The organism is Pseudomonas sp. Root329 (assembly GCF_001424925.1).
Lineage (GTDB): Bacteria > Pseudomonadota > Gammaproteobacteria > Pseudomonadales > Pseudomonadaceae > Aquipseudomonas > Aquipseudomonas arabinosi.
Genome location: NZ_LMCV01000050.1, coordinates 238,580 through 265,200 on the forward strand (window position 1 = coordinate 238,580; position 26,621 = coordinate 265,200).

Here is a 26,621-nt window from a genome sequence, read left to right on the forward strand (position 1 = left end):
CGACATCTTTGTTGCCTGACACACCGCTTTCGCGAGCAAGCCCGCTCCCACAGGGTTTGTGGTTGGTCATCGATTGAATACCGACAAATCCCCTCCGCATCGAGTCTGTATACTGCGCCCTCGTCTTGAACACTGAGGTCGCTGCATGCCATCCGTTATTTCCACCGACGTTCTGATTGTCGGCGCTGGTGTCGCCGGCCTCTGGCTGAATGCGCGCCTGCGCCGCCAGGGTTTTTCGACCGTGCTGGTGGAAAGCGCCAGTCTCGGTGGCGGGCAAAGCGTGAAGTCCCAAGGCATCATCCACGGCGGCGCCAAGTACGCATTGCATGGCGCCCTGACCGGTGCCTCGGAAGCTATCGCCGACATGCCCCGGCGCTGGCGTGAAGCCCTGGCCGGTGACGGCGAGCTGGACCTGACCGGCGTGCGCCTGCTGTCCGAAGCTCATTACCTCTGGTCCCCCGGCACGATCGCCGGCAATCTCACCAGTTTCTTCGCCAGCAAGGCCGTGCGCGGCCGTGTCGATCAGGTCAAGGGCGAGCAACTGCCGCCCGCCCTGCAAGACAAGCGCTTCAAGGGCAAGGTCTATCGCCTGGCGGAACTGGTGATCGACGTGCCGAGCCTGATCCAGCGCCTGGCCGATCTGGCGGGTGATGGCCTGCTCGCCGGTCAGAACATCGAACCGCTGCTGGAAGGTGGAAAACTGGTCGGCCTGAAGGTTGACGAGCGCGAGATTCGCGCCCAGCGCATCGTCTTGAGCGCCGGTGCCGGTACGGCAGCGCTGCTCGAAGCACTGGGGCTGAGCCAACCCGCCATGCAACGCCGACCGTTGCACATGATCATCGCCAAAGGTCCGGGTCTCAAACCGCTGTACGCCCACTGCCTGGGTGGCGGCACCAAGCCGCGCATTACCGTGACCACCCATCCGGCCGCCGATGGCCAGTGGGTCTGGTATCTGGGCGGCGATATCGCTGAAGCCGAAGGTGTTGCCCGCGAACCCTCCGAGCAAATCGCCACGGCGCAGAAAGAACTCGGCCAGTTGCTGCCATGGATCGACCTGAGTACGGCGCAATGGGCCACCCTTCGAGTGGATCGCGCCGAGCCACTGCAATCGGGACTGACCCGCCCTGACAATGCATTCCTTGCCGAAGAAGGCCGGCTGCTGGTCGGTTGGCCAACCAAACTGGCGCTGGCGCCGGACTTTGCTGATCGTGTCATCGCCTCCCTGCAGCGCGACGGCATCCAGCCAAGCCAACCGGCGCCGCTGCCCGACCTGCCAAAACCGCCGATGGGCGTGCCTGCCTGGGAGCAACTGCTGCCATGAGCCAACCGACCTTGCACGATCTGCATCGCCCGCTGGGCAGCACCGGCCTGCTGGTTTCGCCACTGGGCCTGGGCACCGTCAAACTCGGCCGTGACCAAGGCGTGAAATACCCCAACGGTTTCCAGATTCCCGATGATGACGAAGCGCGCATGCTGCTCAAACTCGCGCGCGACCTGGGCATCAACCTGATCGACACCGCCCCGGCCTATGGCCGCAGCGAAGAACGCCTCGGTCCGCTGCTGCGGGGTCAGCGTCAGGATTGGGTGATCGTCAGCAAGGTCGGCGAAGAGTTTGCCGACGGTCAGTCCCATCACGACTTCAGCGCCGCTCATACCCGGCTCTCGGTCGAGCGCAGCCTGCAACGGCTGGAAACGGATTTTATCGACCTGGTGCTGGTGCACTCCGACGGCAACGACCTGGCGATCCTCAACGACAGCGAAGTCTATGCGACCCTCGCGGCGTTGAAGAGCGAAGGCAAGATTCGCGGCTTCGGTTTTTCCGGCAAAACCGTCGAAGGCGGTTTGAAGGCTCTGGAACAAGGTGATTGCGCGATGGTCACCTACAATCTGAACGAGCAGAACGAGAAGCCAGTCATTGACTATGCTGCTGCTCACGGCAAAGCCATTCTGGTCAAAAAAGCCCTCGCCAGTGGCCACGTATGCCTGAGTCCGGGTGTGGACCCTGTTCGCGCCAGCTTCGAGTTGTTGTTTGAACATCCGGGTGTTGCCAGTGCTATTGTCGGGACCATTAATCCGCTGCACCTCGCCCATAACGTCGCGACCGTTGCCCAGGTCCTACGTAGAAACTGATGCCGCCCACGCGGCCTTAAGCAGGAGCCGACATGCCGCGTACGCTCATAAGAAAGAACCCGAGCAACTTCAAGACCCTGCCGTTATTCGTCGAAGCGACTCCCGAAGGCCTGAGTTATCAAAGCGTCGGAATGCCGCTCAATTTCTCCCAGACGCTGCAACGTCGGCGCCCGGTGACGGTCGCCGACACTCAGCGGTTTTCGCTTGAGCTGGCCAACCTCGGGGTCTCGGTGCGCCTGACCCTGCATTGGCAGAACCGCGATTACTGGGTGTTGGTCCGTCAGCGTCGACAAGACCGTGGCGACGTGGTGCTCAAACTGATCTCCGGCTACGTGCCCGCCCATGAGCTGAACCTGCCGCTGCACACCGCGATTCAGGAAATTGCCGAAGAGTGCCTGCTGGAAACTCCGGAAGGCTGGCTCGGCGGGCGCTTCAATGACACTTGGCTGCCGGCGCCCTACTCGTCCGCGCTGCATTATCGCGAAGCCCTGCCGTTTCGCCTGACGCCGCTGTCCGGTTCGGCGCGGCCGGTGCGTTGCGCCAAGATGCAGTTGATCGAACGCCCGCGGGCTTACGTGCATTTGCCGACGGCCTCGCTGCAATTGATCTATGACTTGCGCCTGGACGTGCCCAAGGAGGCCAAATCCCTGAGCCTGTTTCATGTCGATGAACGACTGGAAGGCGATCAACTGGTGGCCCGGCTCGATCGAAAACGTCCCGATTTGTATTTGATGCCGCTGCAGGATGGCCAACCGATGGCCGAGCTCTATACCTTGAAAAAGGATCAGCTGTACCCGGCGAGTACTCGCGGGTTGTACCTGGCGGAGAGTTTTGCCCAGCAGGAAGGCTGGCTGGTGAGGGATGAGCGGATTCGCTGGAAGGATTGGGTGCGACAACAGGGCTTGAGCCCGCCGGGGAAAGATTCAGGTTTGGCGCGGTTGCGTGGGAAGGCGAAGCAATTGCTGAAGAGAATCGTACCGCGTAAAAAAGTCAGCTCTTAAAGCAAAAGATCGCAACCTCGTTTCACTCGACAGCCCCTACATTGAAATGCGATTCCCTGTAGGAGCTGTCGAGTGAAACGAGGCTGCGATCTTTTAGGCTTCACTCGGACTTGCGGATTTTCTCGACAATCGCGGTAGTCGAGCTGTTTTCCACCAGCCCCAGCACTTTCACCGTTCCGCCGTAAGCGGTCACGATGTCCGCGCCGACGACCTGCTCGATTCCGTAGTCCCCGCCCTTGACCAGCACATCCGGCTTGACCTCGCGCAGCAGGTTTTCCGGGGTGCCTTCAGCGAAGCTGATCACCCAATCCACGGCGCCCAGACCTGCCAGTACGGCCATGCGACGGTCGACGCTGTTGATCGGACGACCCGGCCCTTTCAGGCGGCTGACCGACGCATCGTCGTTGACCGCGACGATCAAGCGATCGCCCTGGGCACGCGCCTGCTCGAGGTAGGTCACGTGACCGGCGTGCAAAATGTCGAAGCAGCCGTTGGTGAAGACGATCTTCTCTTTATGCGCACGCGCATCATCGACCGCCAGCAACAGCTGCTCAAGGCCGAGTACACCGCGCTCCGAACCTTCTTCACGCTGGATGGCGCGACGCAGTTCCGGGGCGCTGATGGCCGCCGTACCGAGTTTGCCGACCACGATGCCCGCCGCCAGGTTGGCCAGGGCCACCGCGTGGGGCAGTTCTTCGCCAGCGGCAATCGCGGCCGCCAGGGTGGAAATCACCGTGTCGCCGGCACCGGTCACATCGAACACTTCACGGGCACGGGCCGGCAGGTGCAGCGCCGGATGATCCGGACGCAGCAGGGTCATGCCGTGTTCGCCGCGGGTCACCAGCAACGCGCCGAGGTCGAGGTCGTGCATCAGCTGCGCGCCCTTGCTCACCAGCTCGTGCTCATCGGCGCAACCGCCGACGATGGTTTCGAATTCGCTGAGGTTCGGGGTGATCAGGCTCGCCCCCCGGTAGATCGAGAAATCCTTGCCCTTGGGATCGGCCAGCACCGGAATACCACGGGCACGGGCCGCCTGGATCAGCACCTGATGGTTTTTCAGCGCGCCTTTGCCGTAATCGGACAGCACCAGCACTTTGATGCCTTCGAGCAACTCGTCGACTTGCTCGCCCAACGCCAACGCGTCGGTGGCGAAAGGTTCTTCGAAGTCGATACGCAGCAGTTGCTGGTGACGGCTCATGACCCGCAGCTTGACGATGGTCGGCTGGTGCGCGATGCGCTGGAACAACGCCCGCACGCCAGCGCCCTTGAGGCTATTGGCCAGGCTGTCGGCAGCTTCATCGTCGCCGGTCACGCCGACCAGCGAGGCCGGTGCGCCGAGGGCGGCAATGTTCAACGCAACGTTGGCGGCACCGCCCGGGCGGTCCTCGATTTGCTCGACCTTGACTACCGGTACCGGCGCCTCAGGGGAAATCCGTGAGGTACCACCATGCCAGTAACGGTCGAGCATGACATCGCCGACCACCAACACAGGGGCTTGATCGAATCGCGGCATGGACAACTTCATGGAGCAACCCACATACAAAATGAACAGGGGCGCGATATTAACACAGGGTTGGCGTGGGCTTGTGTGACGGCTGCAACGGGATGATTCGGCGGGGCTTTCTGCTCATTAATTGATCAGAAAATCCGTCCGCGGTGCGCAGATTTATTCAGACTTGGTCAAGAAGGGTAAAGGTCTGGGTACACATCACCGGACGCATTGCACGCCAGGTGTGCAAAAGGGGTGAGCCAGGCTCACCCCTTTTGTAGGGTCAGGCGATGTCGCCAACCGGGGCGTCGAGGCCCATCGCATGCAGGCGCGCGTAATAGCCGTTTTGCGCCAGCAGTTGAGCGTGGGTGCCGCGCTCGACGATTTCACCATGGTCCATGACCAGGATCAGGTCGGCTTTCTCGATGGTCGACAACCGGTGAGCAATCACCAGCGTGGTGCGACCTTTCATGACCTGATCCAGTGCCGCCTGAATGTGCCGCTCGGACTCGGTATCGAGCGCCGACGTTGCCTCGTCGAGAATCAGCAACGGTGCGTTCTTCAACAAGGCCCGGGCAATCGCCAGGCGCTGACGCTGGCCACCGGACAGCAACACGCCGTTTTCCCCGACCTGGGTGTCCAGGCCTTGCGGCATCTCCGAGATGAAGTCCATCGCGTAAGCATCCGTGGCGGCCTTTTCAATGTCGGCACGTGGTGCGCCGGCCAGGTCACCGTAAGCGATGTTGTTGGCGATGGTGTCGTTGAACAGGGTCACATGCTGCGTCACCTGCGCCACGTGTCGACGCAGATTGCGCAGACGATAGTCTTCGATTTCCACGTCATCGAGCATGATTTCGCCGGTTTCGTGGTGATAGAAGCGCGGAATCAGGCTGGCCAGGGTCGACTTGCCGCTACCCGAACGACCGACCAGGGCGATCATTTGCCCCGGTGCCGCCGTGAAGCTGATGTTCTTCAGCACTTCACGCTCGGTCCCTGGATAGGTGAAGCTCAGGTTGCGCACATCCAGATGGCCGCTGACGCGATCGCGCTCGACGGTACCCTGGTCAATCTCTGGCTCGACGTCCAGTTGCTCGAAAATGCTCTCGGCACCGGCAACGCCTTTCTGGATTGTCGAGCTGACTTCCGACAGCTGCCGAATCGGCTTGGGTAACAGGCCAGCTGCGGTGATGTAGGCCACCAGGTCACCGGCGGTGGCGTCACCGCGCAGGAACAGCACCAGGAACATCAGCACGGCCATGGCGGTGTAGATCACCAATTGCAGCATGGGTGTGTAGACCGCACCGGTCTTGGTCATGCGCAATTGCTTGTCGGTGTTGCCCTGGCTGGCTTCGGCGAAACGACGCTCTTCATAGCTTTCGCCACCAAAGCTGCGCACCACGCGATAACCCTGGATGGTTTCGGAGGCGACGTGAGTCACGTCGCCCATCGCCACCTGGATTTTCTTGCTCTGCTTGCGGAATTTTTTGCTGGTGCTGCTCACCATGATCGCGATGATGGGCAGGATCGCCAACATCACCAGGGTCAGTTTCCAGTTCATCCACAACAGGTAAGCAAACAGGAACACCACGGTCAGGCCTTCACGAATGACCACTTTGATAGCGTCCGTGGCCGCACCGGTGACCATGGTCACGTTGAAGGTGATGCGCGAAATCAGATGCCCGGAGTTATGGGTGTCGAAATAACGGTTGGGCAATACCAGCAATTTGTTGAACAACTCGACACGCAAGTCGTGGACCAGCCCAAGGGAGACTTTGGCCAGGTAGTAGTTACCCAGGAAAGACCCCAGGCCTTGCCAGGCAGCGATCAGGATGATCAGCAGCGGCACGGCCATCAGCAACTGCAAGTCTTGCAGATAGGGAACAGTCGGGAAGAGCACCGCTTCGGGGTTGCTCAGGCCATCGACGAAATATTTGAGAATCCCTGCGAGCATGGGCTGCGTCGAGGCAAAAATCACAAAGCCGACAATACTGATGGCAAACATGCCCCAGTACGGGCGCACATACGACAGCAGGCGCAGGTAAATCTTCAAGCTCGACGGCGCAGGCGAATCAGGGCTGGTCATGAGAACCCGTTGTATGAGAAAAGAGCCCGCGAGTGTAACACAGGCCATTTTAGTCGCTGAGCTGCGGTAACATGGCCGGCTATCCATGCCTCACGGCGCCCAACCCGGAGTATTGATGCAAGCGCTTGATCACACCCGATATCTCGCCCTGCGCGAGGGAGCACAAGTCCTTGAAGCGGATGGTTCGGGGGACAAGGTTCTGCGGTTGACGGACGGTTCAATACTCAAACTGTTTCGCCGCAAACGCCTGCTGACGTCGGCCGCGTGGTACCCGTACGCCAAACGCTTTGCCGACAACTGCGATGCGTTGCGTGAACGGCACATCCCCTGCCCGTCGATTCGCCAGGTTTACCGTATTGCGAGTATCGAGCGCGATGCCGTGCACTACGATCCACTGCCGGGCCAGACCCTGCGTCAGCTGCTGGACATCCAGGGCGATGCCGATCCGTTGCGCGGTCAATTGGGGGTCTTCATGGCCACTTTGCATGAGCGGGGGATTTACTTTCGCTCGGCGCACCTGGGCAACATCGTGCTCACACCCGAGCATCAGTTGGGCCTGATCGACATCGCCGACATGCGGGTGTATCGCCGTCCGTTGCGCAAGACTCTGCGGCTGCGCAACTTCAAGCATATGGTGCGTTACCCACAAGATCGGCAATGGTTGCTCGACGGTCGCGGCGAAGTCTTCATGCACCATTATGGCCAGACCCAGAGCATCTGCTCCCCGGAGGAGCTGAGCGTCGCCCTGCAAACATGATCTGACTGCCTCCGCCTCCGGGGAGGAGGCGAAGGTCAGGCATTACGCCAGCGCGGGTTGTCGCGCCTTCAGCACGCGAGAGAGGATCATCGCGGCGGGCAGCAGCACCAGCGGCCACAACTCGTCAGGGTTACCAATCAGCAAACTGCCATCGAAATTCAGCATCACCAGCGCACACGCCAGGTACATACCCCACCCGTCGCGCAGACGCCAGGCCTGCCAAAGGGAGGTGGCCATCAGCCCTACGAACAACACCAGCGCGACCCCGCCGCTGTAAAGTCCCAGCGCTACGAAAATGTTGTGCGGATGCTGAATCGGCATCCAGCCATCGAGCACCTGGGTGGTGTGGAAGCCGATGCCGCAGCCCAGTGCCCAGCCGCAGTGGCGCCACTCGCCGACCATGATCTGGAAGATTTCGATACGGTACGAATCGCCTCGATTCCAGAGGGACTGGTACCAGGCTTCGTTGTGCACCACCAGGAACAGCAGACCTAAAATGATCGCGACAATCGCCACCGCAGTGCCAACCAGCCGCGGCTTGAGGTAAATGCCGTAAAGCACCCAGATACCAAACAGGAACACAGCCCCCACAAACGCAGTACGCGTCTGCAGGACGAAGGCTACCGCGAACACCGACAAAACGATGGCCAGGCCACCCTCGATATACTTTCGCTCCCTGAGCCAGATTGGCAGCGCCAGCGCCAACGCACAGAACAGCCAAATGCTGGCGTAGATGACGTTCTCCAGGCGCGCCGGAAGCAGCGCCACCCGGCCGCCGACGGCGAACTCACCGGTTGCCCAACCGTAGAGCGCGCTGCCGAAGATGTACAACGTCAGAATCCAGAACTGAGCGCGAATAAACGCCGCACTGCGGAAGAACTGCGGATCGGTAAGGGCGCCCGTCACCATGACGAACATCAGTACATAGAAGACGTGTTTGTAGAATTGCATCTGCCCTGCAATCGTCGCAGGCACCAGAAACCATAGAATGAACGCCAGCCAGCCCCATGCCAGCGGTTCCTTGAGCAAGCCCGCACCGCGCTCCTTGATCAGGAAGACCAGGCCCGGCAATGCCATCAAGCCGTAGAACAGGTTGTTGGTCCACTTCGACGACCAGCCCACCACAAAGCTCAAAAGAAACAGACAGAGCACCGTTCCGAAATACGCCATGGTGTTCTTTCCTGGCTTCATGCCGCTAAATTCCATGCAGTACCCAACCTATTGCCAGACCCAAGATAAGAGCTGCGATCAGCTTCAGCCGATCGAGACGTTTACGCCGTAATTTGTTCTCCCGCTCCTTGGGAACCACCACATGCTCACCGAAACCGGTGTGCAATACCGCGTCGTTTTCCAGAATCAACGCATAGCGATTTTCGCCAGCATACAGACGCGACAGTTCTTTCTCCCCCGAAAATCCGGAGTACGGTGCATGCATCAAGTAATCCACACGACGGCGCAGCCCTGGATTAAAGGAAAAACCTTGCCACTCGGCTTTTTGCGAGCCCAGTACGTAGAAAGGAATGCCATGGCTGACTTTGCGCTCGTTCAGGAACACGTAAGGACTGTGAACCATCAGGTCATGATTGAAGCTGCGCAACCAAACCTGCAGTGCCTGCGGATCTTCCTCCAGCAGGCACTGGGACTCTTCGATGAACCCTTCGCGGTAGAAATCCCAGTCGTCTTCACAGTGGAAAATCCACGATGTCTGCACCTGAGCATAAGCGGCATCGATGGACCGCAACTGACCCAGGCGTGGCTTGTTGATGAAAAACTGGGTATGCGCCCTCCAGTGCTCCGGAATACAGGCCTCTACGGCGCTGTCGCCGGAGTCCTCTGTAATGAACACTTTACGGATCGGAGCCGTGTTGTACCGGTCAAACGTCTCGAGGGTACGCTTCAACAGATCGAAGCGACCGCAACTAGTGATTACTACCGAAATGTCGCTAGTCTCGCTGAACAGCATTTATTTGCACCGCACCATTGGTTGTTTAATCGCCCGGCTTCACAGCCCCAGCGACAAGCGTAATTTTTCTTTCCAGCCCAGCGGGACATGCTCACGAAGCGGCTCACGCAGGGCGTCGACAATCGCATGCCCTACAGCCCGGAAGGTGTAACGCTGCTCTACCAAAGCCTGTCCGGCCAATGAAATGGTCTCGGTCAGCTGTGGGGACTCGCGCAACACCGCCAGTTTCTCCCTGAGTTCGTCGCGGGTTCGGTAGAGCACGATGTTGTGCATATCGACAAACCCCAGCGCGTGATTCTCTGCTTCCCCTTGATCGTAAGCAAACAGCACACAACCACAGGCCATCGCCTCGAAATTCTTGATCATGTATTCGCCCATGCCGACGTCGGCACTGACGAAGTAACGGATCCGGCTCAACGTCTCGCAGTATTCCTCACCCGACTTGGTACGGGTGATCAGCAGGTTCTCCACTTCGGCCACGGACTCGAGCATGGCCTTGCGTCCGGCATACGCCACGCTGTTGAGACTGCCGACGAAACCCAGCTCGATATCCCGTTCACGCTGGCAGTTTTGCAACAGTGCCTGATCGTAGCCCTTGGGCACGAAATGCGCGTCAAACCCTTCCTCACGCAAGCGCTGGCTGACCATGAAACCCGAGCTGATCACCCGCGCCCAAGGCAGCTTGCGGTAATGCGCACTGAACTTGCCGGTGTACTTGCACGGGATGTAATTCTGGTACGCATCGTGTTCCAGAATAACCAGGTTGGGCAGGGTTTGGATGAACCTCACCTGTCTGATTTCTTTTTTGAAGCGCAGGAAAAAAACAATCCGGTCGTAGCGGGTCACATCGACATGCTTGCGAAAGTATCCACGCAAGTCGTCCTGCTCTGCGCTGGTCAGCTCGCGCTTGTCGCAGTCGCAGTGCTCGGCGATACCGTCATACAGTCGATCGAGGATCGCTCGCTGCTCTTTCTGCACCAGAAACAGAACTTTCAATTGGTCTCTCTCTTTCCAGACAGCTCTTGGACCCAGAATAATTCGTGGCGTCGCACCGCTTTACGGAAGAACTCGTTTTCACCGAAAACCGGCCAGTGTCGGGCCGCCAGACAACGTTGGATCGCCCGGCGAAGTAGACGCTTGAGGGGAAGTCGGGGCTGAAGGTCGTGCATCATGCCCAACGACATAGCCTTGTGCCACTGTTTTTCGGTCGACAGACACAGCGCCCAGGGCCGCAACGGTTCGTGATTATTGATCTGTGGCGGCAGTGTCACACCGGTCCCGGCATCACCCATTGGCCAGCGATCGTTGTCGTGTAGATGATTGGCGTAATGCAACAAGGTTTCGGGCTGCCAGGCTGTACCGTTCAGTGCCTGCATCACCGCTTGCTGTGAGCATAGATGGTCTGGGTGCGGGTCGAAACGCGGATGTGGCAAAACGATGACCTGAGGCTGGATGCGCTCGATCAACTCACTCAGGTCGGCCAGCAGATTGTTCCAGGACGGTATGCCATCGACGTCACTGCCCAGGGCAAACGGATTGAACCGTCGAAAATATCGGGTATCACCAAGTTGTGCCTCACGGGACACCACGGCCTCGGTCGGCGTGCTTTGCATGGCGGGCAATTGCAGGCAGAAATACCCCAACTGAATACAGCGCTCCTGAGGTACACCGCCCCACAATGGAACGCTGATGCTATCCCAGGCGCGAAGCGAGCCTTTCAACCGGGACGCTTCGACACCATTGAGCCCCATCTGCTGATAGTGCCCGGCCTCGATTTCACCGGCAGTCAAGGTCACGATCCAGCTTTGACTGGCGCTGCTGTACAACCCGAAGGCGGCCAACTCGGCATCGTCGGCGTGGGGCGCGATCACCATCACCCGTTGACGGCTGTAATCCGGATGCTCGAACGCCCTGAGCACCGGCTCACCCAGCAGTCGGCAGAAACGCCCACGCAGGCGTAACTCACCTTGCGACAGCACCTGCGCCTGACCACTGAGGTTGAGGTAACGCAGGCCGTTCACACCACGCTCGAAGGTTTGTCGGTCCGGGTTATCCCCTCCCGACAACTCGACCACGGGATCGATGAAGCGTCCCAGCCAGGTGCTTTTTATCCGCAGCGCGAGGACCAGGGTGGCGTCGTCGACCAGCATGACACCGTCGTCCAGGCGCAAACGCTCACCGTCGAGGTGAACCTTGGGCTGCTGGGTGTACGGTGGAAAACTGTACTGATAATCGTCTTTGGGCGAATAAAACAAATGATCGGCGAACCATGCCTCGTGGGCAATCCAGCCCAGAACCGCGAGCACCAACGGCAGCCACCAGGTCACCAGCACACCCATGGCAATCAATAGCACCAGCGCGATGAGCAGACCGATGCGTTTGGTGCGCCGATGGCGCTTGAGTAATTGTTGTTTGCGGCTCATGGGCTGACTCATACGGTGAACACCGGCACAGGATTGCACCAGCGATCCTTGTATTCACGGTCGGCGCGACCGAAAGAAAAGCGCAAGGGTTTGTCCAACGCCCGGGCATGCTCCCAGGCACTTTGCGTATTGAGGAAGCTCAGCACGCTGCCCGGACTGAATTCGCGGGTTTCGGGGTCGACGCCGCCATTGATGTACTCGACGCTGATCCACTGCGGTGTCTCGACACGGTAGACCAGTTGAATCGCTATCGGCGCATCGTTGAGAAAAATCACCGAGCCAATCAGCAAATCACGCAGCAACTCGATGACCTCAGCCATGCGCTCGGCCCCCGTCGCCGGGAAGCCCCAGCGACGCTGGAACAGGTCGCAATAGATCGCCGCCAGTTCACTGCTGGAAAACTCCGCGACAGGCCGGACCACTCCGCCCGCTTCCTCCAGCAATCGCAATTCACGGCGCTGGTTGTAGCGAAACTTCTTCGACAGTTCTTCGGGAGTACGGGCCATCGCCAGCTGTTCAGCCTGCAACTTGATGCCGGTGAAGCGGCCTTCATTCAGTGCCGACAGGTAGCGTCCACGATGACGCAGCGGCGCTTGTGCATCGGCAGCGGCCGGCAGGATGAACTCGGCATTACCGAGATCGAACAGACCTTTTTTACCGCAGCGCTTGAGCACGTCCTTGGACAAGGCGAGGTCGCGGCCCCAGGTCGGGATCGCGGCTTTGACTTCACCGTTTTGCTCCCAGGCCAAGTAGCGCACAGGAATGTCGGCCAACTGCGCCAGTCGCTCGACCACCATGGGATGAGTGGCGACGCTGCCGCCATATCGTTGCCAGGCCTCGGCATATGTCGAGGCGTCGACTACCGCCCAGCCACGTTCGCGCCAGCCTTGAAATCGGTTGAGCATCAGCCCCTCGGCGCCAGTTCGGTAACGTGTGGCAAACGCCAGAAAGCATCGCGTACCGCGCGGTCGGAGAAGCGTTCACGCAAGCGATCGAGCATCAGCTCGGCGCACTGGTGACGTTGCTGCTCGTCCATCGCGGCCAGATGTTGCAGCCCTTGAGCCAAGTGTTCGGCATCGCCCAGCGGGAACAGAATACCGACGCCCTCGACCACTTCCTTTGCCCCGCCACACGCCGTGGCAAGCAACGGCACGCCGGCAGCCATGGCCTCCAGCAGCACCATGCCGAACGGTTCGTGATCGGAACTCAGGGCAAACACATCGAAGGCACGGAAATAACGTCGGGCTTCAGGCACCTGACCGAGGAACAGCACGCGGTCGCCGATACCCAATTCACGCGCCAGAGCCTTGAGGTCCTGCTCCAGTCGACCGGCACCGAGAATCACTAATTGACTGCTGACCGGCAAACCCGGCAACGCCGCAGCAAAACCGTGCAGCAGCGTGGTCTGATCCTTGTCCGGATGCAGCCGTCCGACATTGCCGACAACCCAGGCATCCGGCGCCAGGCCGAGGGTTTCCCGGGCCTCGCGAACCGACACCTGGCTGTCCTGCAAGGTCTGCACATCGATACGGTTATAGAGCGTCTGAATCCGCGCCGCCGGCCACTTCGGCAGGCAATGGCGCATATCGTCGCGCACGGCATCGGAAACCCCGAGCAGACTCAGGCGCTTACGGAAAATATTCGCGAAGAGTTTGCGCGTGCCGCGCTTGTAATCGTCAAACGCGTGATGCACGCCAATCACCGGCAACGACGTGCCGAGCAAGGCGATATAAATAGGTTTGAAACGGTGGGCGATGCAAAAACTGAAATTGCGCGAGGCGGCGATCTTGCGCAGATCGCCGATGGCGCCCAGCTTCAGGCCACGAATGGCCTTGGAGCTGTACTCCATGAACAGCACTTCATCGGAAGCGCAGCCCGCGGCAACTTCGGCATCGGCAGCCCCGGTCAGAAACACCGTGGTCACTCGATAACCGGTCCCCGCGAACAGGCTGGCGTACTGCCGGGCGCAGTCCAGAAACGGCCCGTCATAGCCGTGACAGAACTGCAGCACATGGCGTTCAGCCGAGCGTGTCATATGCGTCCGCGCCCTCTTTGACCACCAGGATGTCTTCCATGATCAGATACTGTAGATCGGAACCGAAGAACATGTTCAGGGCGTCCGTCGGCGAGCAGATCATCGGTTCGCCACGACGGTTGAGCGAGGTGTTCAGCGACACGCCGTTACCGGTCAGCACTTCCAGCGCCTTCATCATGTCGTAGTAGCGCGGGTTGTATTCGCGCTTGAGCACCTGGGCCCGCGACGTGCCGTCTTCATGGACGACTTCCGGCACGCGGGTCTTCCACTCTTCCGCCACTTCAAAGGTGAAGGTCATGAATGGCGCCGGGTGATCGATCTTGATCATCTGCGGTGCAACGGTGTCGAGCATCGACGGGCAGAAAGGCCTCCAGCGCTCGCGGAACTTGATCTGGTGGTTGATGCGATCAGCGACGCCAACGGCGCTCGGGCAACCGATGATCGAACGACCGCCCAACGCACGCGGACCGAACTCCATGCGGCCCTGGAACCAGGCCACCGGGTTGCCATCGACCATGATTTTGGCGATGTTTTCCGGCATGTTCTCAAGCTTGCGCCATACCGGCTTGCTCGGGTGACGGGCACACGCGGCGAGCACGTCTTCGTTGGTGTACGACGGGCCGAGGTAGACGTGTTCCATCTTCTCGACCGGCACACCACGGGCGTGGGACACATAGGCCGCCGCGCCAACCGCGGTGCCGGCATCGCCGGACGCAGGCTGCACGAACAGTTCTTTAACGTCATCGCGAGCGATGATTTTCTGGTTGAGCTTGACGTTCAATGCGCAGCCACCGGCATAGGCCAGTTTGCCGGTTTCCTTGAGTACGTCGCCCAGGTAGTAATCGATCATCTGCAGCGAGATTTTTTCGAACAGCGCTTGAATGCTCGCGGCGTAGTGGATGTACGGCTCGTCAGCGATGTCGCCTTCGCGCTTCGGTCCCAGCCACTCGATCAGCTTCGGCGAGAAGTAGTAGCCTTTGCCCTTCTCTTTGTAACGACGCAGGCCAATGACGTTGGCATAGTCGGTGTTGATCACCAACTCGCCGTTTTCGAACGAAGCCAGGCGCGAGAAATCGTACTTGCTGGCGTCGCCGTACGGCGCCATGCCCATGACCTTGAACTCGCCATCGAGCATATCGAAACCGAGGAACTCGGTGATCGCGCCGTACAGGCCGCCGAGGGAGTCTGGATCGAAGAATTCCTTGATCTTGTGGATCTTGCCGTTTTCGCCGTAACCGAAAAAGGTCGTGGCGTACTCACCCTTGCCGTCGATCCCGAGGATCGCGGTCTTCTCTTTGAAACCGGAGCAGTGGTAAGCACTGGAGGCGTGGGCCAGGTGGTGCTCGACCGGCTCGATCTTGATTTTCTTCGGATCGAAGCCCAATTGCTCGAGGCACCAGACAATCTTGTTGCGATAGCGCTTGTAGCGACGGTTGCCCATCAGGATCGCATCAAGAGCGCGATCCGGGGCGTACCAGTAACGCTTGGCGTACTGCCAGCGAGCCTTGCCGAACAGACTGATCGGTGCGAATGGAATCGCCACCACATCAACGTCGGACGGCTTGATGCCAGCCTGTTCGAGGCAAAACTTCGCCGACTCGTAAGGCATGCGGTTCTTTGCATGTTTATCGCGCACAAAGCGCTCTTCCTCAGCCGCCGCGACCAGCTTGCCGTCGATGTACAACGCTGCGGAAGGATCATGGCTAAGGGCGCCGGACAGGCCAAGAATCGTCAATGCCACAGGGGTCTAGCCTCTTTAGTCTGCATGCAGGCGCAAGGCGCCTCAAAGATTAATGTGCCCTCGCAAAGGGCGAGAGGCAGCTAAAGGGCGGGATTATAGCGTAAACATGACGGGAATGACCCAGCGCTTATTACCCCCGTAAATATGACTTGGGCGAAAGCAGGCGGCATTGCTCATCCGCGGCCTGACCTCCAGTAAATACTGATATTGCCGTCGGTAGCTTGCCGGTAAACCGTATAGGGCAGGAGGACGGTATCGAAAACACCCGACAGGGTGAAATCCACCAATACGAACGGCAAAAGAATCCCCGTGGGATCGGGCGCTGCATTTAATACGCAAAAGTCGTAGGCCAGGCCGCTGTAGATGCGCGGGATGGACTGACAGTAGGTCTTTTGCTTTCTAAGGCTACGAGCCGAATCTTCGTCATCCTGCAAGACCGTAACAGCGGTCCCGCAGCCTGATAAAACCAGTGCAAAAGTGCTCAGTAACACCGTCATTTTTATTGTCAAAATCTGCCCTCCGTGAACGTCAGGCAAACTAGCATCGCGGCTATTCAGAGCACAGTTCACGGGCTCTGTAGATCATGTAGGACGATTCATAAAAACCTGTCCCCTTGTGACACTCACGACTTCTTCGCTGGATGTGTCGGCCTCTTCGCGAGCAAGCCCGCTCCCACACTTGATCTGCTGTGAACACAAAATGTGTGTGCCGCACAGACCCAATGTGGGAGCGGGCTTGCTCGCGAAGGCGATTCAGGCAGCGCTGGAGATATCTTTGGGAAGACGCTGATCAATGACCCGATACAGCGCACTGCTCTCAGGCCAGTTACGCATGAACCTTGCCCGATCCCGCGCATAGGCCGGGGCAAAGCTGCCCACAGAGCCATGCTGACACATCGAATCCAGATCAATCAGCGCCCAGCGATCGTGCTGCCAGAACAGGTTATGCCCCTTGAAATCCCCGTGACTGATCCGCTCGCCAATCAGCTCGGCAAACAAATGATCCAGCGCCAGCAATTCGGCTTCCGGCGCCTCACCGCTTTCAACGTAAGGTGCAAACCGCTCAATGATGTCCGGCCCCGGCAAATACTCGGTCACCAGATAAGCCCGACTGCGCAACCAGAGAAAACGCTTCTCCAGCAACGCCAACGGCTTGGGCGTGGCGATGCCGAGAAACGCCAACCGATTGCCTTCACGCCAGGAGTGCCAGGCACGGCTCGGGCGCCAGAAGCGTTTGAGCCAGTGGGCAAAACCTTTGATGTTGTAGCGCTTGATCACCAGCGTACGACCCGCCACCTCGACCTTGCCGACGCTCGCCGCGCCGCCGGTCTTGTACAGATGACCCTGATCGAGCAACGCATCGGCCTGCGCCAGCACCGGCAGCATCGCGGCCTCTTCCTCGCGGCGAATCGCCCGCAAGCCGAACGCTCCGCGCTGGACACTGAACAGCGTGCATTCGCGGCCGACCTTGATCAGGAAGTCCTTCAGGCGCCAGCTGCGCACCTTGCTGATCTGCTTCTGCAACGCTTCCATCGGCAAGGCATGCTCGCCGTTGCTCAGCAGGTAATACACCAGCAATTCTTCGGTGAAGGGCTCCAGCGACTTGGGCAACTGGGCGAAAAACACCCCGAGGTTTTCCAGGACTTTCTGTCGCGAGAGCGGTTGGCCAGGGGTTTCGGAGCAGACGCCGCCGCCATCGATCAAATACAACCGGCCACGCTGGCGCAAGAGGTTCTCCAGGTGCAGGTCTTCCTGCCAGAGCCCCTTGCGATGCATTTGGCCGATAGCGCCCAACGCCTCGGCCAACACAGCCCCTTGCATATCCGCCAGCACCGGCAAATGCTCGACCTGTTTCCAGGTTTCACCAAGGCTTTCGGCGCCCTCAATGAACTCGAACAGCAGCCAGCCGCCCTCGCCGTCCTTCAGGCCGTCGGCCAACAGTTGCGGCGTGGTCAGGCCCTGGGCGGCGAGCAAATGCACACCGTTGCGTTCCCGCTGAAAATGCCGCGCCGCTTTGCTGCCGACCAGCAACTTGGCCAGCACCGGCCGGCCACGCCAGACGCCGGCACCGACGTAACGCTGCCCCGGCAACACCCGCAACAGACTTAGCAACTGCAACTCGGCAGGGCCGGCGGCATCGGCCAGTGGAATGTTCAGCGGCAGTCTCGGGCTGCGGCCAGCATTTTTCAGCTCGGACAAACGCATCAGCGCGTCTCCTTATGAGTGCGCCGCGCGGTCAGTCGCGCAAGCCAGCTGTCGATCAGCGAACTGTCTTGTGATTGATCCAGATAGGCGGCCAGCAGCTCGCGCAACTGCGCTTCGCTCCACTCAGGCGCTCGACGCAGCAACGGCTCCAGGTCTTTGGCCCGATCACGCAGACCAAACAGCAACGGCCGGGTCTTTTCCAGGTCGATCAGTTGGGCCAGGTAACCGTCGCCGGTGGCCTGGAGAAAAATGTGCTTGGGGTAGAAGCAACCGTGAACCTGACGCGCGCCGTGCAGGCGCCGAGCCAGTTGCCCACAGGCCTTCAGAATGGCCGAATGCTGCGCCGAACTCAGATCAGACCAGCGCTGCAACAGCGAATCCAGGTCATCCCAACCGTCCAGGGCACGGGTCAGCAGAATCGCCCGGACTTCGCCGTCGACTTTGCGCTCACCGAAAAACGCCGCTTTCAACGCCGGAATACCGAACTTTTCATAGCGACTGATATTGCGAAACTCACGGGCAAAGCTCGGCTCACCAAAGGGCGCATGCAAGGTGCGCATCTGGTAGTTGCTCTGACGCTTGAGGTAGTAGCCATGACCTTCCAGATCCAGCCGAAACACACTGCTCCAGCCACCGCGAGCTGTGTTGGGCTCGTCCACAGCGTCGAGCTGTTTGGCCCAGAGTGCGTCAAAGGTGCCGAGGCCGTGACGCTCAAGCAGCGCACGGTCTTCAGCCGCCAGGAAATCAGTCATTCGCGTCCCTCGAAAAATCTCACCACGTGCCGGATGCGTTTTTTGTCGGCGGCATTCAGCCGATCACACTGGCGGTATTGCAGGTAAAAGCGCAGGCGCTGGGTAGCCGACAAGTGATACTTGGCAACCTTGTCCAGACACGCCAGGTCCTTGGTGATCCGGTACTTGAGCCAAAAGCCGCGCCAGAAATCGCCATTGGGGCAGTCGATCAAAAACAGCCGGGGCTCATCGTCGATCAGCAAGTTGCGCCACTTCAAATCGTTATGGGTAAAACGATGGTCGTGCATGGTCCGGGTATAACCCGCCAGCTGCCGGCTGACGTTGTCGACCCAGGCGCGGTCCGTCAGTTTCGGATCATGCCGCTCGGCCAGGGCCGACATATCTTCGGTATGCGGCAGCTCACGGGTGATCATTGCCCCGCGATCGTACGCCGCTCCGCGACGTTCCAGGCCCCAGGCCACCACTTCGGCGGTAGGAATGCCCCACTTGGCGAAGCGCTTGAGGTTCTGCCACTCGGCTTTCACCCGAGGCTTGCCCAGGTAACGGCGCAGACCTTTGCCGGCACCCACGTAGCGTTTGACGTAATAGTTGACGCCATTGCGCTCGACGCGAATGACCTCGGACAACAGGTCGCGCGTCAGGCGTTCGCCCTGAAGCGCAAACACAGCCTCAAGACTGCCGAAATCTTCTGCCAGATCGCTGTACGCAGATTCCAGTTTCCAACCCGCCATCAGAGCGCATCCCCGTATCGCTGTTTACGGTCGTAGAGTTTGTTGGCCTTGCCTTCGAGCCAGGCGAGCAAACCGGCTTCCTCGCCCAGAATCTGGCGCAGGGGCTGCTGGAAATAACCCTTGAGGAAGCGCAATTTGTCGCGACGGGTCAGGCCGATGTCCAGGGCCGAAAAATACAGCGCCGCCAGGTCCTTGTTACGCCAGCGTTGGGTAATCGTCGGGCGGGTCTGGGCACGGTGCAGGTCGATCACCGAGAGCCTGAAATCGTCGGCCGTCACCGGTTTGTCGGTGTGCAGCAGAAAGTGGCAGATGTAGCAGTCGCGATGGTTGACCCCGGCGCGGTGCATCATGCCGGTCATGCGCGCGACTTCGGCGATCAGCGCGCGCTTGAGTTTTGGCTCGGGCGGGTGCTTGACCCAGTCGATGCTGAAGTCTTCGAGGCTGACAGTGGGCGCCAGCTCTTCGGTGACGATGAACGAATGCTGGTCCGCCGGGTTGCTGCCCTTCTCGCCGTAAGCCACGGCGGTCATGGTCGGCACGCCGACTTCCTGCAGGCGCTGGATGGCCTTCCATTCCTGGCCGGCACCGAGCACCGGCAACTTGGCCGTGAGCAGGTTCTTGAAGATCTCGCCCCAGCCAATGCCGCGGTGGATTTTCACGAAAAAGCCACTGCCATTGACTTCGGTACGCAGGGTCCGGCGCGCTTCAAGTTCGCGGTATACCTCGCCCTGGAGGCCCTCGACTTCAGCGAACGGGTCGCGTCCGGCCCAGAGGCTCTTGAACGGTTCAGCCAGCATCAACTTCATTAAGCGTGCTCCGCCAGAATCACATCGGCCGCGTGCTGCGGCATGCTGTAGAGATCGGCCGTCTCGGCGAAGGCCAGACCGTTGCGGCTCCAGGCCGCCCGTGCTTGAGCGTCGTTCAACATTCCGGTCAGGTACTGAGTCAGCTGCGCCTGATCGAAAGGCTCGTCCAGCACCAGACCGGCGTCGGCCTCGGCGATGTAATGGGCGTAACCACACACCGCACTCACCAGCACCGGCAACCCGGCCACCAGGGCTTCGAGCAACACAGTCCCGGTGTTTTCGTTGTACGCCGGGTGAATCAACAGATCGGCGCCGAGCAGAAAACGCGGGATGTCGCTGCGACCCTTGAGGAATGTCACGTTATCGCCGAGCCCCAGTGTGGCGCTCTGCACCTGGAATAATTTGGGGTCGTCCTGGCCAATTACAAACAGCCGGGTGCGTTTCTTCAGATCGGCGGGCAATGCAGCCAGCGCCTTGAGGCTGCGATCCACGCCCTTGGTCTTGAACCCGGAGCCAATTTGCACCAGCAGCAGATCATCGTCTTTCAGGTTGAATTCGCGACGGAATTCGGCGCGGATCTCGGCGGCATTGGCCGGCGCACGACGGTCCTGAGAGATACCCGGCGGCAGCAAATGGAAGCGCTCAAGCGGCGTGTCGTAATGCTTGATGAACAGCGGCTGCTGGACTTCGGAAATCATCAGCACTTCGGTCTTGGCATCCTTGGCGAACACGGCGCGCTCGTACTCGGCGAAATGCCGGTAGCGGCCCCAACGACGGTACAGCGAGTTGCGCAGGTTTTGCGCCTTGTCTTCAAAGCAGCCGTCGGCGGCGTAGTAGACGTCCAGACCCGGCATCTTGTTGAAGCCGATCAAACGGTCCACCGGACGCTTGGCCAGATCCGCTTCCATCCATTCGCTGAGCTTCTCGTTGCGTCGATGATTGAAGAACGCCTTGACCGGCGCCACCAACACTTCGAAGCCCGGTGGAATATCGCCTTCCCAGATCAGCGTGTAGACCCGAATCTGGTGGCCGCGCTGCTGACATTCCAGGGCAATGCGCATGAAATCGCGCTGCAAGCCCCCGAATGGAAAGTACTTGTACAAGACGAATGCCAATTGCATCAGCGCAGCTCCTCAGCCAGTAACAACGTGCTCAGTCGGGTCGCGACACGCTCGGGATTCAGACGCGTGAAGCACAGGGGCCACTCGCGCTTAAGGTCAAACTGACGGGCATCTTGGGCCGTCGGTTGATACGTACATTTCTTTTGCATACACGGCGCACAGGGGAAATCGCTGGCGATGTGAATCTGCGCTTTACCGTAGGCACCGGTCAGGCCCGGGTTGGTTGGGCCAAACAACGACAGCGTCGGCACGTCCAGTGCAGCGGCGAGGTGACCGAGACCGGTGTCCACCGCCACGCAGGCTTGCGCGCCGGCCAGCACTTTGCCGACACCCGCCAGGTTCAGCTTGGGCAGCACTTCGACATGCCTCATGTCTTTGGCGATGCGCTCGGCCCGGGCTTTCTCGATCGGATTACCCCACGGCAGCTTCACCGCGACACCGAGATAGCCGACGCGCTCGGCCAACTCGCGCCAGTAGGCTTCAGGCCAGTGCTTGGTGTCCCACGTGGTGCCGTGCAGGAACACCACGTAAGGATTCTTGCGCGGCAATTCCACCAGTCGTTCGACGTTCAGGCCGTAATCGCCCAAGCCTTTGGGCAGGTCATAACCCAGCGCTACAGCGAACAGCTGACGCACCCGCTCCACCGCGTGTTGCCCACGGGCCACGGCCAGACGCCGGGAATAGAAGCGTGCGGCAATCGGCTCGCGGGCCGAGTTTTTATCCAGCCCGGCCACCGGGGCTTTGGCGTATCGGGTCAGCAACGCGCTTTTCAGCAGGCCCTGGGCATCGATCACCAAATCATATTTGTTGGCGCGAACGCTTTGCTTGAAGCGCTTCCACTCGCCACTCTTGATGGTCTGCCAGATGTTTTTGCGCCAGCGACGGATCGCCACCGGAATCACCTTGCCCACGGCCGGGTGCCAGCTCGGGATTTCGGCGAAGCCTTCTTCCACCACCCAGTCGAACTGGATGCCGGGGATCGCCCGTGCCGCGTCGGTCAACGCCGGCAACGCATGAATCACGTCGCCCAGCGAAGAAGTCTTGATCAGCAGTACCCGCAAACTATTTGACCTCGACCACAGTGCCCTGCAAACGCTGCAAGGCTTCGTTCACCGCTTGCGGCATGAGCTGGCGCAGGCAGTTGTAATGACCGAAGCGGCACGTGCGATCGAAGCAGGGGCTGCATTCGATGCCCAGGCGCACGATCTCGACGTGCTCGGCCAGTGGCGGCGTAAAACCCGGCGACGTCGAGCCGTAGACTGCCACCAACGGGCGATTCAGCGCGGCGGCGACGTGCATCAGACCGGAGTCGTTGGACACCACCGCGTCGGCGCAGGACATCAGGTCGATGGCTTCGGCCAGGGAGGTGCCGCCACTGAGGTTCACCGACTCTTCACGCAGACCGGGAATCAGCCGCGAACGGATGTCTTCGCCGACGGCGTGATCGTTTTTCGAACCGAACAGCCAGACTTGCCAGCCTTCGCGGATCTTCGCTTCAGCAACCTTGGCATAGTGTTCGGAGGGCCAGCGCTTGGACTCGCCGAACTCGGCACCGGGGCACAGCACCAACACCGGGCGGTCGAGAGCCAGGCCAAACTTGGCCATTGCCGCGTCGCGAGTGACCGGGTCGATCTGCAGGCTCGGCCGTGGATAAGGCGTCGGCAGCTCGGCACCGGACTCGTAAGCCAGGGCCATGAAGCGTTCGATCATCAGTGGATAACGTTCTTTATCCAGCGTGCGCACGTCATTGAGCAGGCCGTAGCGGAACTCGCCACGCCAGCCGGTACGTTTCGGGATGCCGGCGAAGAACGGCACCAATGCCGACTTCAGGGAATTGGGCAGCAGAATCGCCTGGTCGTACTGGCCGGCCAAGGATTTGCCGATGCGCCGACGCGTTGCCAGCTCCAAAACACCGTGACCGAGCGGAAAGCTCAAGGCCTGGCGTACTTCGGGCATGCGCTCAAGAATCGGCCGGCTCCACTCGGGGGCCAGCACGTCGATTTCGCATTGCGGGTGGCGCTGCTTGAGACACTGAAACAGTGTCTGCGCCATCACCATGTCACCGACCCAACTGGGCCCAACGATCAGAATTTTCATGTGGTTTCCATAAACGAGCCGGGGAGGCATACGCCTCCCCGCCTCGAGAATCCAGCACCTGCAGCCTTGGCTGTCAGGTCATTTGGACGAGCCTGCACAGGCCCGCCGGATCAATTTTCTATAAAACACCGCAGATCAACTGTGGGAGCGGGCTTGCTCGCGAAGGCGGAGTGTCAGTCGCCATCAATGTTGAATTTAATGGCCCCTTCGCGAGCAAGCCCGCTCCCACATTGGGTATCAGGTGCTACAAATTCCGGTTTCAGTTTAGCCCCAGCTCGCGCCAGATCCGCACTACCTGCCGCCGTTCGTCCACGAACTGGTCGCCCGGTATCACCCCGGCGTCCTTCTGCAAGGCCTGCCGGTGAGCGGCTGAACGGTAGGCTTTATAGGCCTCGCGCAACAGGCTGGCGTCTTCGGCGGGCATCAGCCCTTCCTCCTCCAGCCCTTCCAGAATGCGGATATTGTCAGTCCAGCGCAGCAATGGCGGGTGCGATTCGGACCACGCCAGGGCCGCGTATTGCACCATAAATTCAATATCGACGATACCTCCGGCGTCCTGCTTGAGATCGAATGGCGCCGTGGCCTCGAAGGCATTTGCCCCGGTGCCCGCCGCGGTGCTCTTGCTGCCAAGGTTATCGCGCATTTTGGCGCGCATCTCGCTGACCTCCTGGCGCAAGGTTGCAAGGTCCCGTGGCTTGCCCAATACCGCTGCGCGGACTTTCTCGAACGCCTGGCCGACGTCCGGACTGCCCACCAGCACCCGCGCGCGCACCAGCGCCTGATGCTCCCAGGTCCAGGCTTCATTTTCCTGATACCGGGCAAACGCACCGAGCGAACTCACCAGCAACCCCGACGCACCGGACGGCCGCAGACGCATGTCCACTTCATACAGCTGACCGGAGTTGGTCTGGGCCGTGAGCAAGTGAATGATCCGCTGCCCCAGCCGGGTGAAAAATTGCGCGCCGTCGATAGGCTTCGGCCCGTCGGTTTCCGCCTGCGGGTCGCCATCGTGGATGAACACCAGGTCCAGGTCCGAACCATGCCCCAGTTCCAGACCGCCGACTTTCCCATAACCGACAATGATAAAGCCGGGATCGCACAAGGTGCCGTCGGTGCGCTGCGGCGTGCCGTATTTGGCCACGGTCTGGCGCCAGGCCAGGGCCAGCACTTGTTCGAGAATCGCTTCGGCGAGCCAGGTCAGGTAATCGCTGACCTTCATCAACGGCAGGCTGCCAGCGATTTCCGAAGCGGCGACGCGCAAGCGGTGCGCCAGTTTGAAATGCCGCAGGGCCTCCATTTGCTGTTCGAGGTCGTCTTCGGGAATCCGCGTCAAACGCTCGCGCAATTCGGCGGCCAGTTCCGGCGCCAGCGGCGGCTTGAACAGCCGACCTTCGTTGAGCAATTCGTCGAGCAGCAGCGGGAAGCGGGTGATCTGTTCGGCGATCCAAGGGCTCGCGGCGCACAAGGTCAACAAACGTCGCAGCGCGCCGGGATTCTCGGTCAGCAACACCAGATACGCGGAACGACGAGCCACGGCTTCCACCAGTGGCAAAACCCTTTCCAGCACCAGATCCGGATTGGCGTGCTCCACGGCCTGAGCCAACAGTCGTGGAATAAAGGCATCGAGGCGCTCACGCCCCAAGCGCTGCATCGCGCGCAATTGCGGACTGCTGCGCAAGCCAGCCAAGGCTTTCAAAGCCTTGGAGGCATCGACGAAGCCGCCCTCTTCCAACTGACGACAAGCGGCCTCTTCATCCTGAGCCTCTTCCCACAACGGCAGCCATTCACCGCCGACCACCACTTCGCTTTCGGTGCCTTCCTCTTCGTCGGGATCGGCAATCACCTGGCCAAAGTGCCAGGCCACGCGACCGCGCCAATACATAAGCTGTTCGTGGAAAGCCGTCCAACCAGCGAAGCCCAACATAAAGGCAATACGCGCCTGATCCTGAGCGCCGTCCGGCAGCATCTGGGTCTGGCGATCGGCGATCGCCTGGATCGCGTGCTCGGTGTACCGCAGGAATTCGTAGCCTTCGCGCAGTTCGCTGATCACCGCCGGCGGCAGGTAACCCTGACCTTCCAGCGTGCTCAGTACTTTTAATAGAGGACGTTGTTGCAGGCTCAGGTCGCGGCCGCCGTGGATCAGCTGGAACGCCTGGGCGATAAATTCGACTTCACGAATGCCACCGGAGCCGAGTTTGATGTTGTCGGCCATGCCCTTGCGCCGGACTTCCTGCTGAATCAGCTGCTTCATGGTGCGCAGCGCTTCGATCGCCGAGAAGTCGAGGTAACGCCGGTAAACGAACGGCCGCAGCATGTCTTGCAATTGCGCACCGGCCACTTGATCGCCGGCCACCACCCGCGACTTGATCATCGCGTAGCGTTCCCAGTCGCGGCCCTGATCCTGGTAATACTGCTCCAGCGCGTTGAAGCTCAGCACCAATGCGCCGGCCGAACCGTAAGGCCGCAGGCGCATGTCGACGCGGAATACAAAACCGTCGACGGTCATCGGGTCCAGGGCCTTGATCAGGCGCTGGCCGAGACGGATGAAGAACTCCTGGTTATCCAGCGAGCGTTTGACGCCGACGGTTTCGCCGCCTTCGGGATAGGCGAAGATCAGGTCGATGTCCGACGACAGGTTGAGCTCCACCGCGCCGAGCTTGCCCATGCCGAGAATGACCATCTGCTGCGGTTCGCCACTGCGCCGGCCAGTCGGCACGCCGAACTGCTGACAATGCCGTGAGTACAACCACTGATAGGCCTGATCGATGCTGGCATCGGCCATGTCCGAGAGGTCGCGGCAGGTCTGGATCAGATCGCACTGACGCGTCAGGTCGCGCCAGATGATCCGCACTTGATGACGGGTACGCTGACGACGCAGGGCGCGACCGAGCCCATCGTCGGTTTCCGCTGCATTCACCGCGGCCGCAATCTGTGCGCACAGCTCGCCGGGCGCAAAACTTCGGTCCAGCTCACCGGACTGCACCAGCTCCAGCAACATCAATGGGTCACGGACACTTTGTTCAATCACGAAGTCGCTGGCAGCGGTGACGCGGGCGAATTGCGCCCAGCGTTCAGGCGTCCAGCCGGCCAGGCCATGGTCGTCGGGAAGCCCCGCGACGGCCGCACGGAACGACTGCTCGGCGCGGGTGACAAACGGCAGGAGGATGCCAGGCAGTTCGGCAAGCGAAGGGAGGCTCATGGTCTATCCTTGATCGGCGTGTAGAGGGCTGCATGTAGTGATTCGCGAGAATGCACTACCTGATCGACTGTCGAACAAAGGTTAGAAAT

Annotated in this window: 22 protein-coding genes; 4 read left to right on the plus strand and 18 right to left on the minus strand. The window is 60.3% G+C overall.

Annotated features, from left to right (window positions below; genetic code table 11):
* Nucleotides 1-145 precede the first annotated feature (145 nt).
* The 3 genes from ASC74_RS29700 to ASC74_RS29710 are packed head-to-tail and all read left to right on the plus strand — an operon-like array spanning nt 146 to nt 3,131.
* The gene (locus tag ASC74_RS29700) at nt 146-1,321 is read left to right on the plus strand and encodes an NAD(P)/FAD-dependent oxidoreductase (RefSeq protein WP_056746430.1); all 1,176 of its coding nucleotides are present in this window, start codon (nt 146-148) and stop codon (nt 1,319-1,321) included.
* Nucleotides 1,318-2,130, plus strand: a complete 813-nt coding sequence (locus tag ASC74_RS29705) for an aldo/keto reductase (RefSeq protein ID WP_046056445.1) — start codon at nt 1,318-1,320, stop codon at nt 2,128-2,130. Before ASC74_RS29700 ends, ASC74_RS29705 begins: the two co-directional genes overlap by 4 nt.
* Nucleotides 2,131-2,162: 32 nt before the next feature.
* On the plus strand, nt 2,163-3,131 hold the full coding sequence (locus ASC74_RS29710; protein WP_008146227.1) for a hypothetical protein: 969 nt from the start codon (nt 2,163-2,165) through the stop codon (nt 3,129-3,131).
* Nucleotides 3,132-3,231: 100 nt separating this feature from the next.
* Here the strand turns inward: ASC74_RS29710 and hldE are convergent, their stop codons facing one another.
* Both hldE and msbA read right to left on the minus strand, forming a co-directional pair.
* Nucleotides 3,232-4,656, minus strand: a complete 1,425-nt coding sequence (gene hldE, locus ASC74_RS29715) for a bifunctional D-glycero-beta-D-manno-heptose-7-phosphate kinase/D-glycero-beta-D-manno-heptose 1-phosphate adenylyltransferase HldE (RefSeq protein ID WP_033055483.1) — start codon at nt 4,654-4,656, stop codon at nt 3,232-3,234.
* A 247-nt stretch (nt 4,657-4,903) separates the two neighbouring features.
* On the minus strand, nt 4,904-6,703 hold the full coding sequence (msbA, locus tag ASC74_RS29720; protein WP_056746432.1) for a lipid A export permease/ATP-binding protein MsbA: 1,800 nt from the start codon (nt 6,701-6,703) through the stop codon (nt 4,904-4,906).
* Between the two features lie 115 nt (nt 6,704-6,818).
* Here msbA and ASC74_RS29725 point away from each other — a divergent pair, with 115 nt between their 5' ends.
* Complete coding sequence (locus ASC74_RS29725; RefSeq protein WP_056746434.1) at nt 6,819-7,460, plus strand: hypothetical protein; 642 nt, start codon at nt 6,819-6,821, stop codon at nt 7,458-7,460.
* Between the two features lie 42 nt (nt 7,461-7,502).
* On the opposite strand, the gene ASC74_RS29730 is transcribed toward ASC74_RS29725, so the two are convergent.
* From ASC74_RS29730 to glnE, 16 genes are all read right to left on the minus strand, one after another.
* Nucleotides 7,503-8,651 carry an O-antigen ligase family protein gene (locus ASC74_RS29730; RefSeq protein WP_082555911.1) on the minus strand — a complete coding sequence of 383 codons (1,149 nt, stop codon included), beginning with the start codon at nt 8,649-8,651 and terminating at the stop codon, nt 7,503-7,505.
* Between the two features lie 4 nt (nt 8,652-8,655).
* Complete coding sequence (locus ASC74_RS29735) at nt 8,656-9,423, minus strand: glycosyltransferase family A protein (protein WP_056746438.1); 768 nt, start codon at nt 9,421-9,423, stop codon at nt 8,656-8,658.
* Between the two features lie 39 nt (nt 9,424-9,462).
* Nucleotides 9,463-10,419, minus strand: coding sequence for a glycosyltransferase family protein (locus tag ASC74_RS29740; RefSeq protein WP_056746440.1), 957 nt, complete (start codon nt 10,417-10,419; stop codon nt 9,463-9,465).
* Nucleotides 10,416-11,846 (minus strand): PIG-L deacetylase family protein, encoded by a 1,431-nt coding sequence (locus ASC74_RS29745; protein WP_056746442.1) that lies wholly within the window; start codon nt 11,844-11,846, stop codon nt 10,416-10,418. Before ASC74_RS29745 ends, ASC74_RS29740 begins: the two co-directional genes overlap by 4 nt.
* A gap of 8 nt (nt 11,847-11,854) precedes the next feature.
* A complete protein-coding gene (locus tag ASC74_RS29750; protein ID WP_056746444.1) occupies nt 11,855-12,751 on the minus strand; it encodes an antimicrobial resistance protein Mig-14 in 897 nt (298 codons plus the stop codon).
* The gene (locus ASC74_RS29755; RefSeq protein WP_056746446.1) at nt 12,751-13,881 is read right to left on the minus strand and encodes a glycosyltransferase; all 1,131 of its coding nucleotides are present in this window, start codon (nt 13,879-13,881) and stop codon (nt 12,751-12,753) included. The genes ASC74_RS29750 and ASC74_RS29755 overlap by 1 nt, the downstream gene beginning before the upstream one ends.
* Nucleotides 13,865-15,622 (minus strand): carbamoyltransferase family protein, encoded by a 1,758-nt coding sequence (locus ASC74_RS29760; RefSeq protein ID WP_056746448.1) that lies wholly within the window; start codon nt 15,620-15,622, stop codon nt 13,865-13,867. Before ASC74_RS29760 ends, ASC74_RS29755 begins: the two co-directional genes overlap by 17 nt.
* Before the next feature lie 173 nt (nt 15,623-15,795).
* Nucleotides 15,796-16,131, minus strand: coding sequence for a YceK/YidQ family lipoprotein (locus ASC74_RS29765; protein ID WP_056746449.1), 336 nt, complete (start codon nt 16,129-16,131; stop codon nt 15,796-15,798).
* 243 nt (nt 16,132-16,374) lie between these two features.
* Nucleotides 16,375-17,826, minus strand: a complete 1,452-nt coding sequence (locus ASC74_RS29770; protein ID WP_056746451.1) for a lipopolysaccharide kinase InaA family protein — start codon at nt 17,824-17,826, stop codon at nt 16,375-16,377.
* A complete protein-coding gene (locus ASC74_RS29775) occupies nt 17,826-18,578 on the minus strand; it encodes a lipopolysaccharide kinase InaA family protein (RefSeq protein WP_056746453.1) in 753 nt (250 codons plus the stop codon). The genes ASC74_RS29770 and ASC74_RS29775 overlap by 1 nt, the downstream gene beginning before the upstream one ends.
* Nucleotides 18,575-19,309 (minus strand): lipopolysaccharide kinase InaA family protein, encoded by a 735-nt coding sequence (locus ASC74_RS29780; protein ID WP_056746455.1) that lies wholly within the window; start codon nt 19,307-19,309, stop codon nt 18,575-18,577. Before ASC74_RS29780 ends, ASC74_RS29775 begins: the two co-directional genes overlap by 4 nt.
* Nucleotides 19,309-20,115: a lipopolysaccharide core heptose(I) kinase RfaP gene (gene rfaP, locus ASC74_RS29785; RefSeq protein WP_056746457.1), complete on the minus strand. Its 807-nt coding sequence runs from the start codon at nt 20,113-20,115 to the stop codon at nt 19,309-19,311. The genes ASC74_RS29780 and rfaP overlap by 1 nt, the downstream gene beginning before the upstream one ends.
* Nucleotides 20,115-21,236, minus strand: coding sequence for a glycosyltransferase family 4 protein (locus ASC74_RS29790; RefSeq protein WP_056746459.1), 1,122 nt, complete (start codon nt 21,234-21,236; stop codon nt 20,115-20,117). Before ASC74_RS29790 ends, rfaP begins: the two co-directional genes overlap by 1 nt.
* Nucleotides 21,236-22,297: a lipopolysaccharide heptosyltransferase RfaC gene (gene rfaC, locus ASC74_RS29795; protein WP_056746461.1), complete on the minus strand. Its 1,062-nt coding sequence runs from the start codon at nt 22,295-22,297 to the stop codon at nt 21,236-21,238. Before rfaC ends, ASC74_RS29790 begins: the two co-directional genes overlap by 1 nt.
* 1 nt (nt 22,298) lies before the next feature.
* Nucleotides 22,299-23,333 (minus strand): lipopolysaccharide heptosyltransferase II, encoded by a 1,035-nt coding sequence (gene waaF, locus ASC74_RS29800; protein WP_056746462.1) that lies wholly within the window; start codon nt 23,331-23,333, stop codon nt 22,299-22,301.
* Between the two features lie 259 nt (nt 23,334-23,592).
* The gene (glnE, locus tag ASC74_RS29805) at nt 23,593-26,532 is read right to left on the minus strand and encodes a bifunctional [glutamate--ammonia ligase]-adenylyl-L-tyrosine phosphorylase/[glutamate--ammonia-ligase] adenylyltransferase (RefSeq protein WP_056746464.1); all 2,940 of its coding nucleotides are present in this window, start codon (nt 26,530-26,532) and stop codon (nt 23,593-23,595) included.
* Between the last annotated feature and the right edge of the window lie 89 nt (nt 26,533-26,621).

Excerpts from the sequence above, each read along its gene's own strand:
- ASC74_RS29700 (WP_056746430.1), top strand. The coding sequence starts at position 146 with ATGCCATCCGTTATTTCCACCGACGTTCTGATTGTCGGCGCTGGTGTC.
- ASC74_RS29705 (WP_046056445.1), top strand. The coding sequence starts at position 1,318 with ATGAGCCAACCGACCTTGCACGATCTGCATCGCCCGCTGGGCAGCACC.
- ASC74_RS29710 (WP_008146227.1), top strand. The coding sequence starts at position 2,163 with ATGCCGCGTACGCTCATAAGAAAGAACCCGAGCAACTTCAAGACCCTG.
- hldE (WP_033055483.1), bottom strand. The coding sequence starts at position 4,656 with ATGAAGTTGTCCATGCCGCGATTCGATCAAGCCCCTGTGTTGGTGGTC.
- msbA (WP_056746432.1), bottom strand. The coding sequence starts at position 6,703 with ATGACCAGCCCTGATTCGCCTGCGCCGTCGAGCTTGAAGATTTACCTG.
- ASC74_RS29725 (WP_056746434.1), top strand. The coding sequence starts at position 6,819 with ATGCAAGCGCTTGATCACACCCGATATCTCGCCCTGCGCGAGGGAGCA.
- ASC74_RS29730 (WP_082555911.1), bottom strand. The coding sequence starts at position 8,651 with ATGAAGCCAGGAAAGAACACCATGGCGTATTTCGGAACGGTGCTCTGT.
- ASC74_RS29735 (WP_056746438.1), bottom strand. The coding sequence starts at position 9,423 with ATGCTGTTCAGCGAGACTAGCGACATTTCGGTAGTAATCACTAGTTGC.
- ASC74_RS29745 (WP_056746442.1), bottom strand. The coding sequence starts at position 11,846 with ATGAGCCGCAAACAACAATTACTCAAGCGCCATCGGCGCACCAAACGC.
- ASC74_RS29750 (WP_056746444.1), bottom strand. The coding sequence starts at position 12,751 with ATGCTCAACCGATTTCAAGGCTGGCGCGAACGTGGCTGGGCGGTAGTC.
- ASC74_RS29755 (WP_056746446.1), bottom strand. The coding sequence starts at position 13,881 with ATGACACGCTCGGCTGAACGCCATGTGCTGCAGTTCTGTCACGGCTAT.
- ASC74_RS29770 (WP_056746451.1), bottom strand. The coding sequence starts at position 17,826 with ATGCGTTTGTCCGAGCTGAAAAATGCTGGCCGCAGCCCGAGACTGCCG.
- ASC74_RS29775 (WP_056746453.1), bottom strand. The coding sequence starts at position 18,578 with ATGACTGATTTCCTGGCGGCTGAAGACCGTGCGCTGCTTGAGCGTCAC.
- ASC74_RS29780 (WP_056746455.1), bottom strand. The coding sequence starts at position 19,309 with ATGGCGGGTTGGAAACTGGAATCTGCGTACAGCGATCTGGCAGAAGAT.
- rfaP (WP_056746457.1), bottom strand. The coding sequence starts at position 20,115 with ATGAAGTTGATGCTGGCTGAACCGTTCAAGAGCCTCTGGGCCGGACGC.
- ASC74_RS29790 (WP_056746459.1), bottom strand. The coding sequence starts at position 21,236 with ATGCAATTGGCATTCGTCTTGTACAAGTACTTTCCATTCGGGGGCTTG.
- waaF (WP_056746462.1), bottom strand. The coding sequence starts at position 23,333 with ATGAAAATTCTGATCGTTGGGCCCAGTTGGGTCGGTGACATGGTGATG.
- glnE (WP_056746464.1), bottom strand. The coding sequence starts at position 26,532 with ATGAGCCTCCCTTCGCTTGCCGAACTGCCTGGCATCCTCCTGCCGTTT.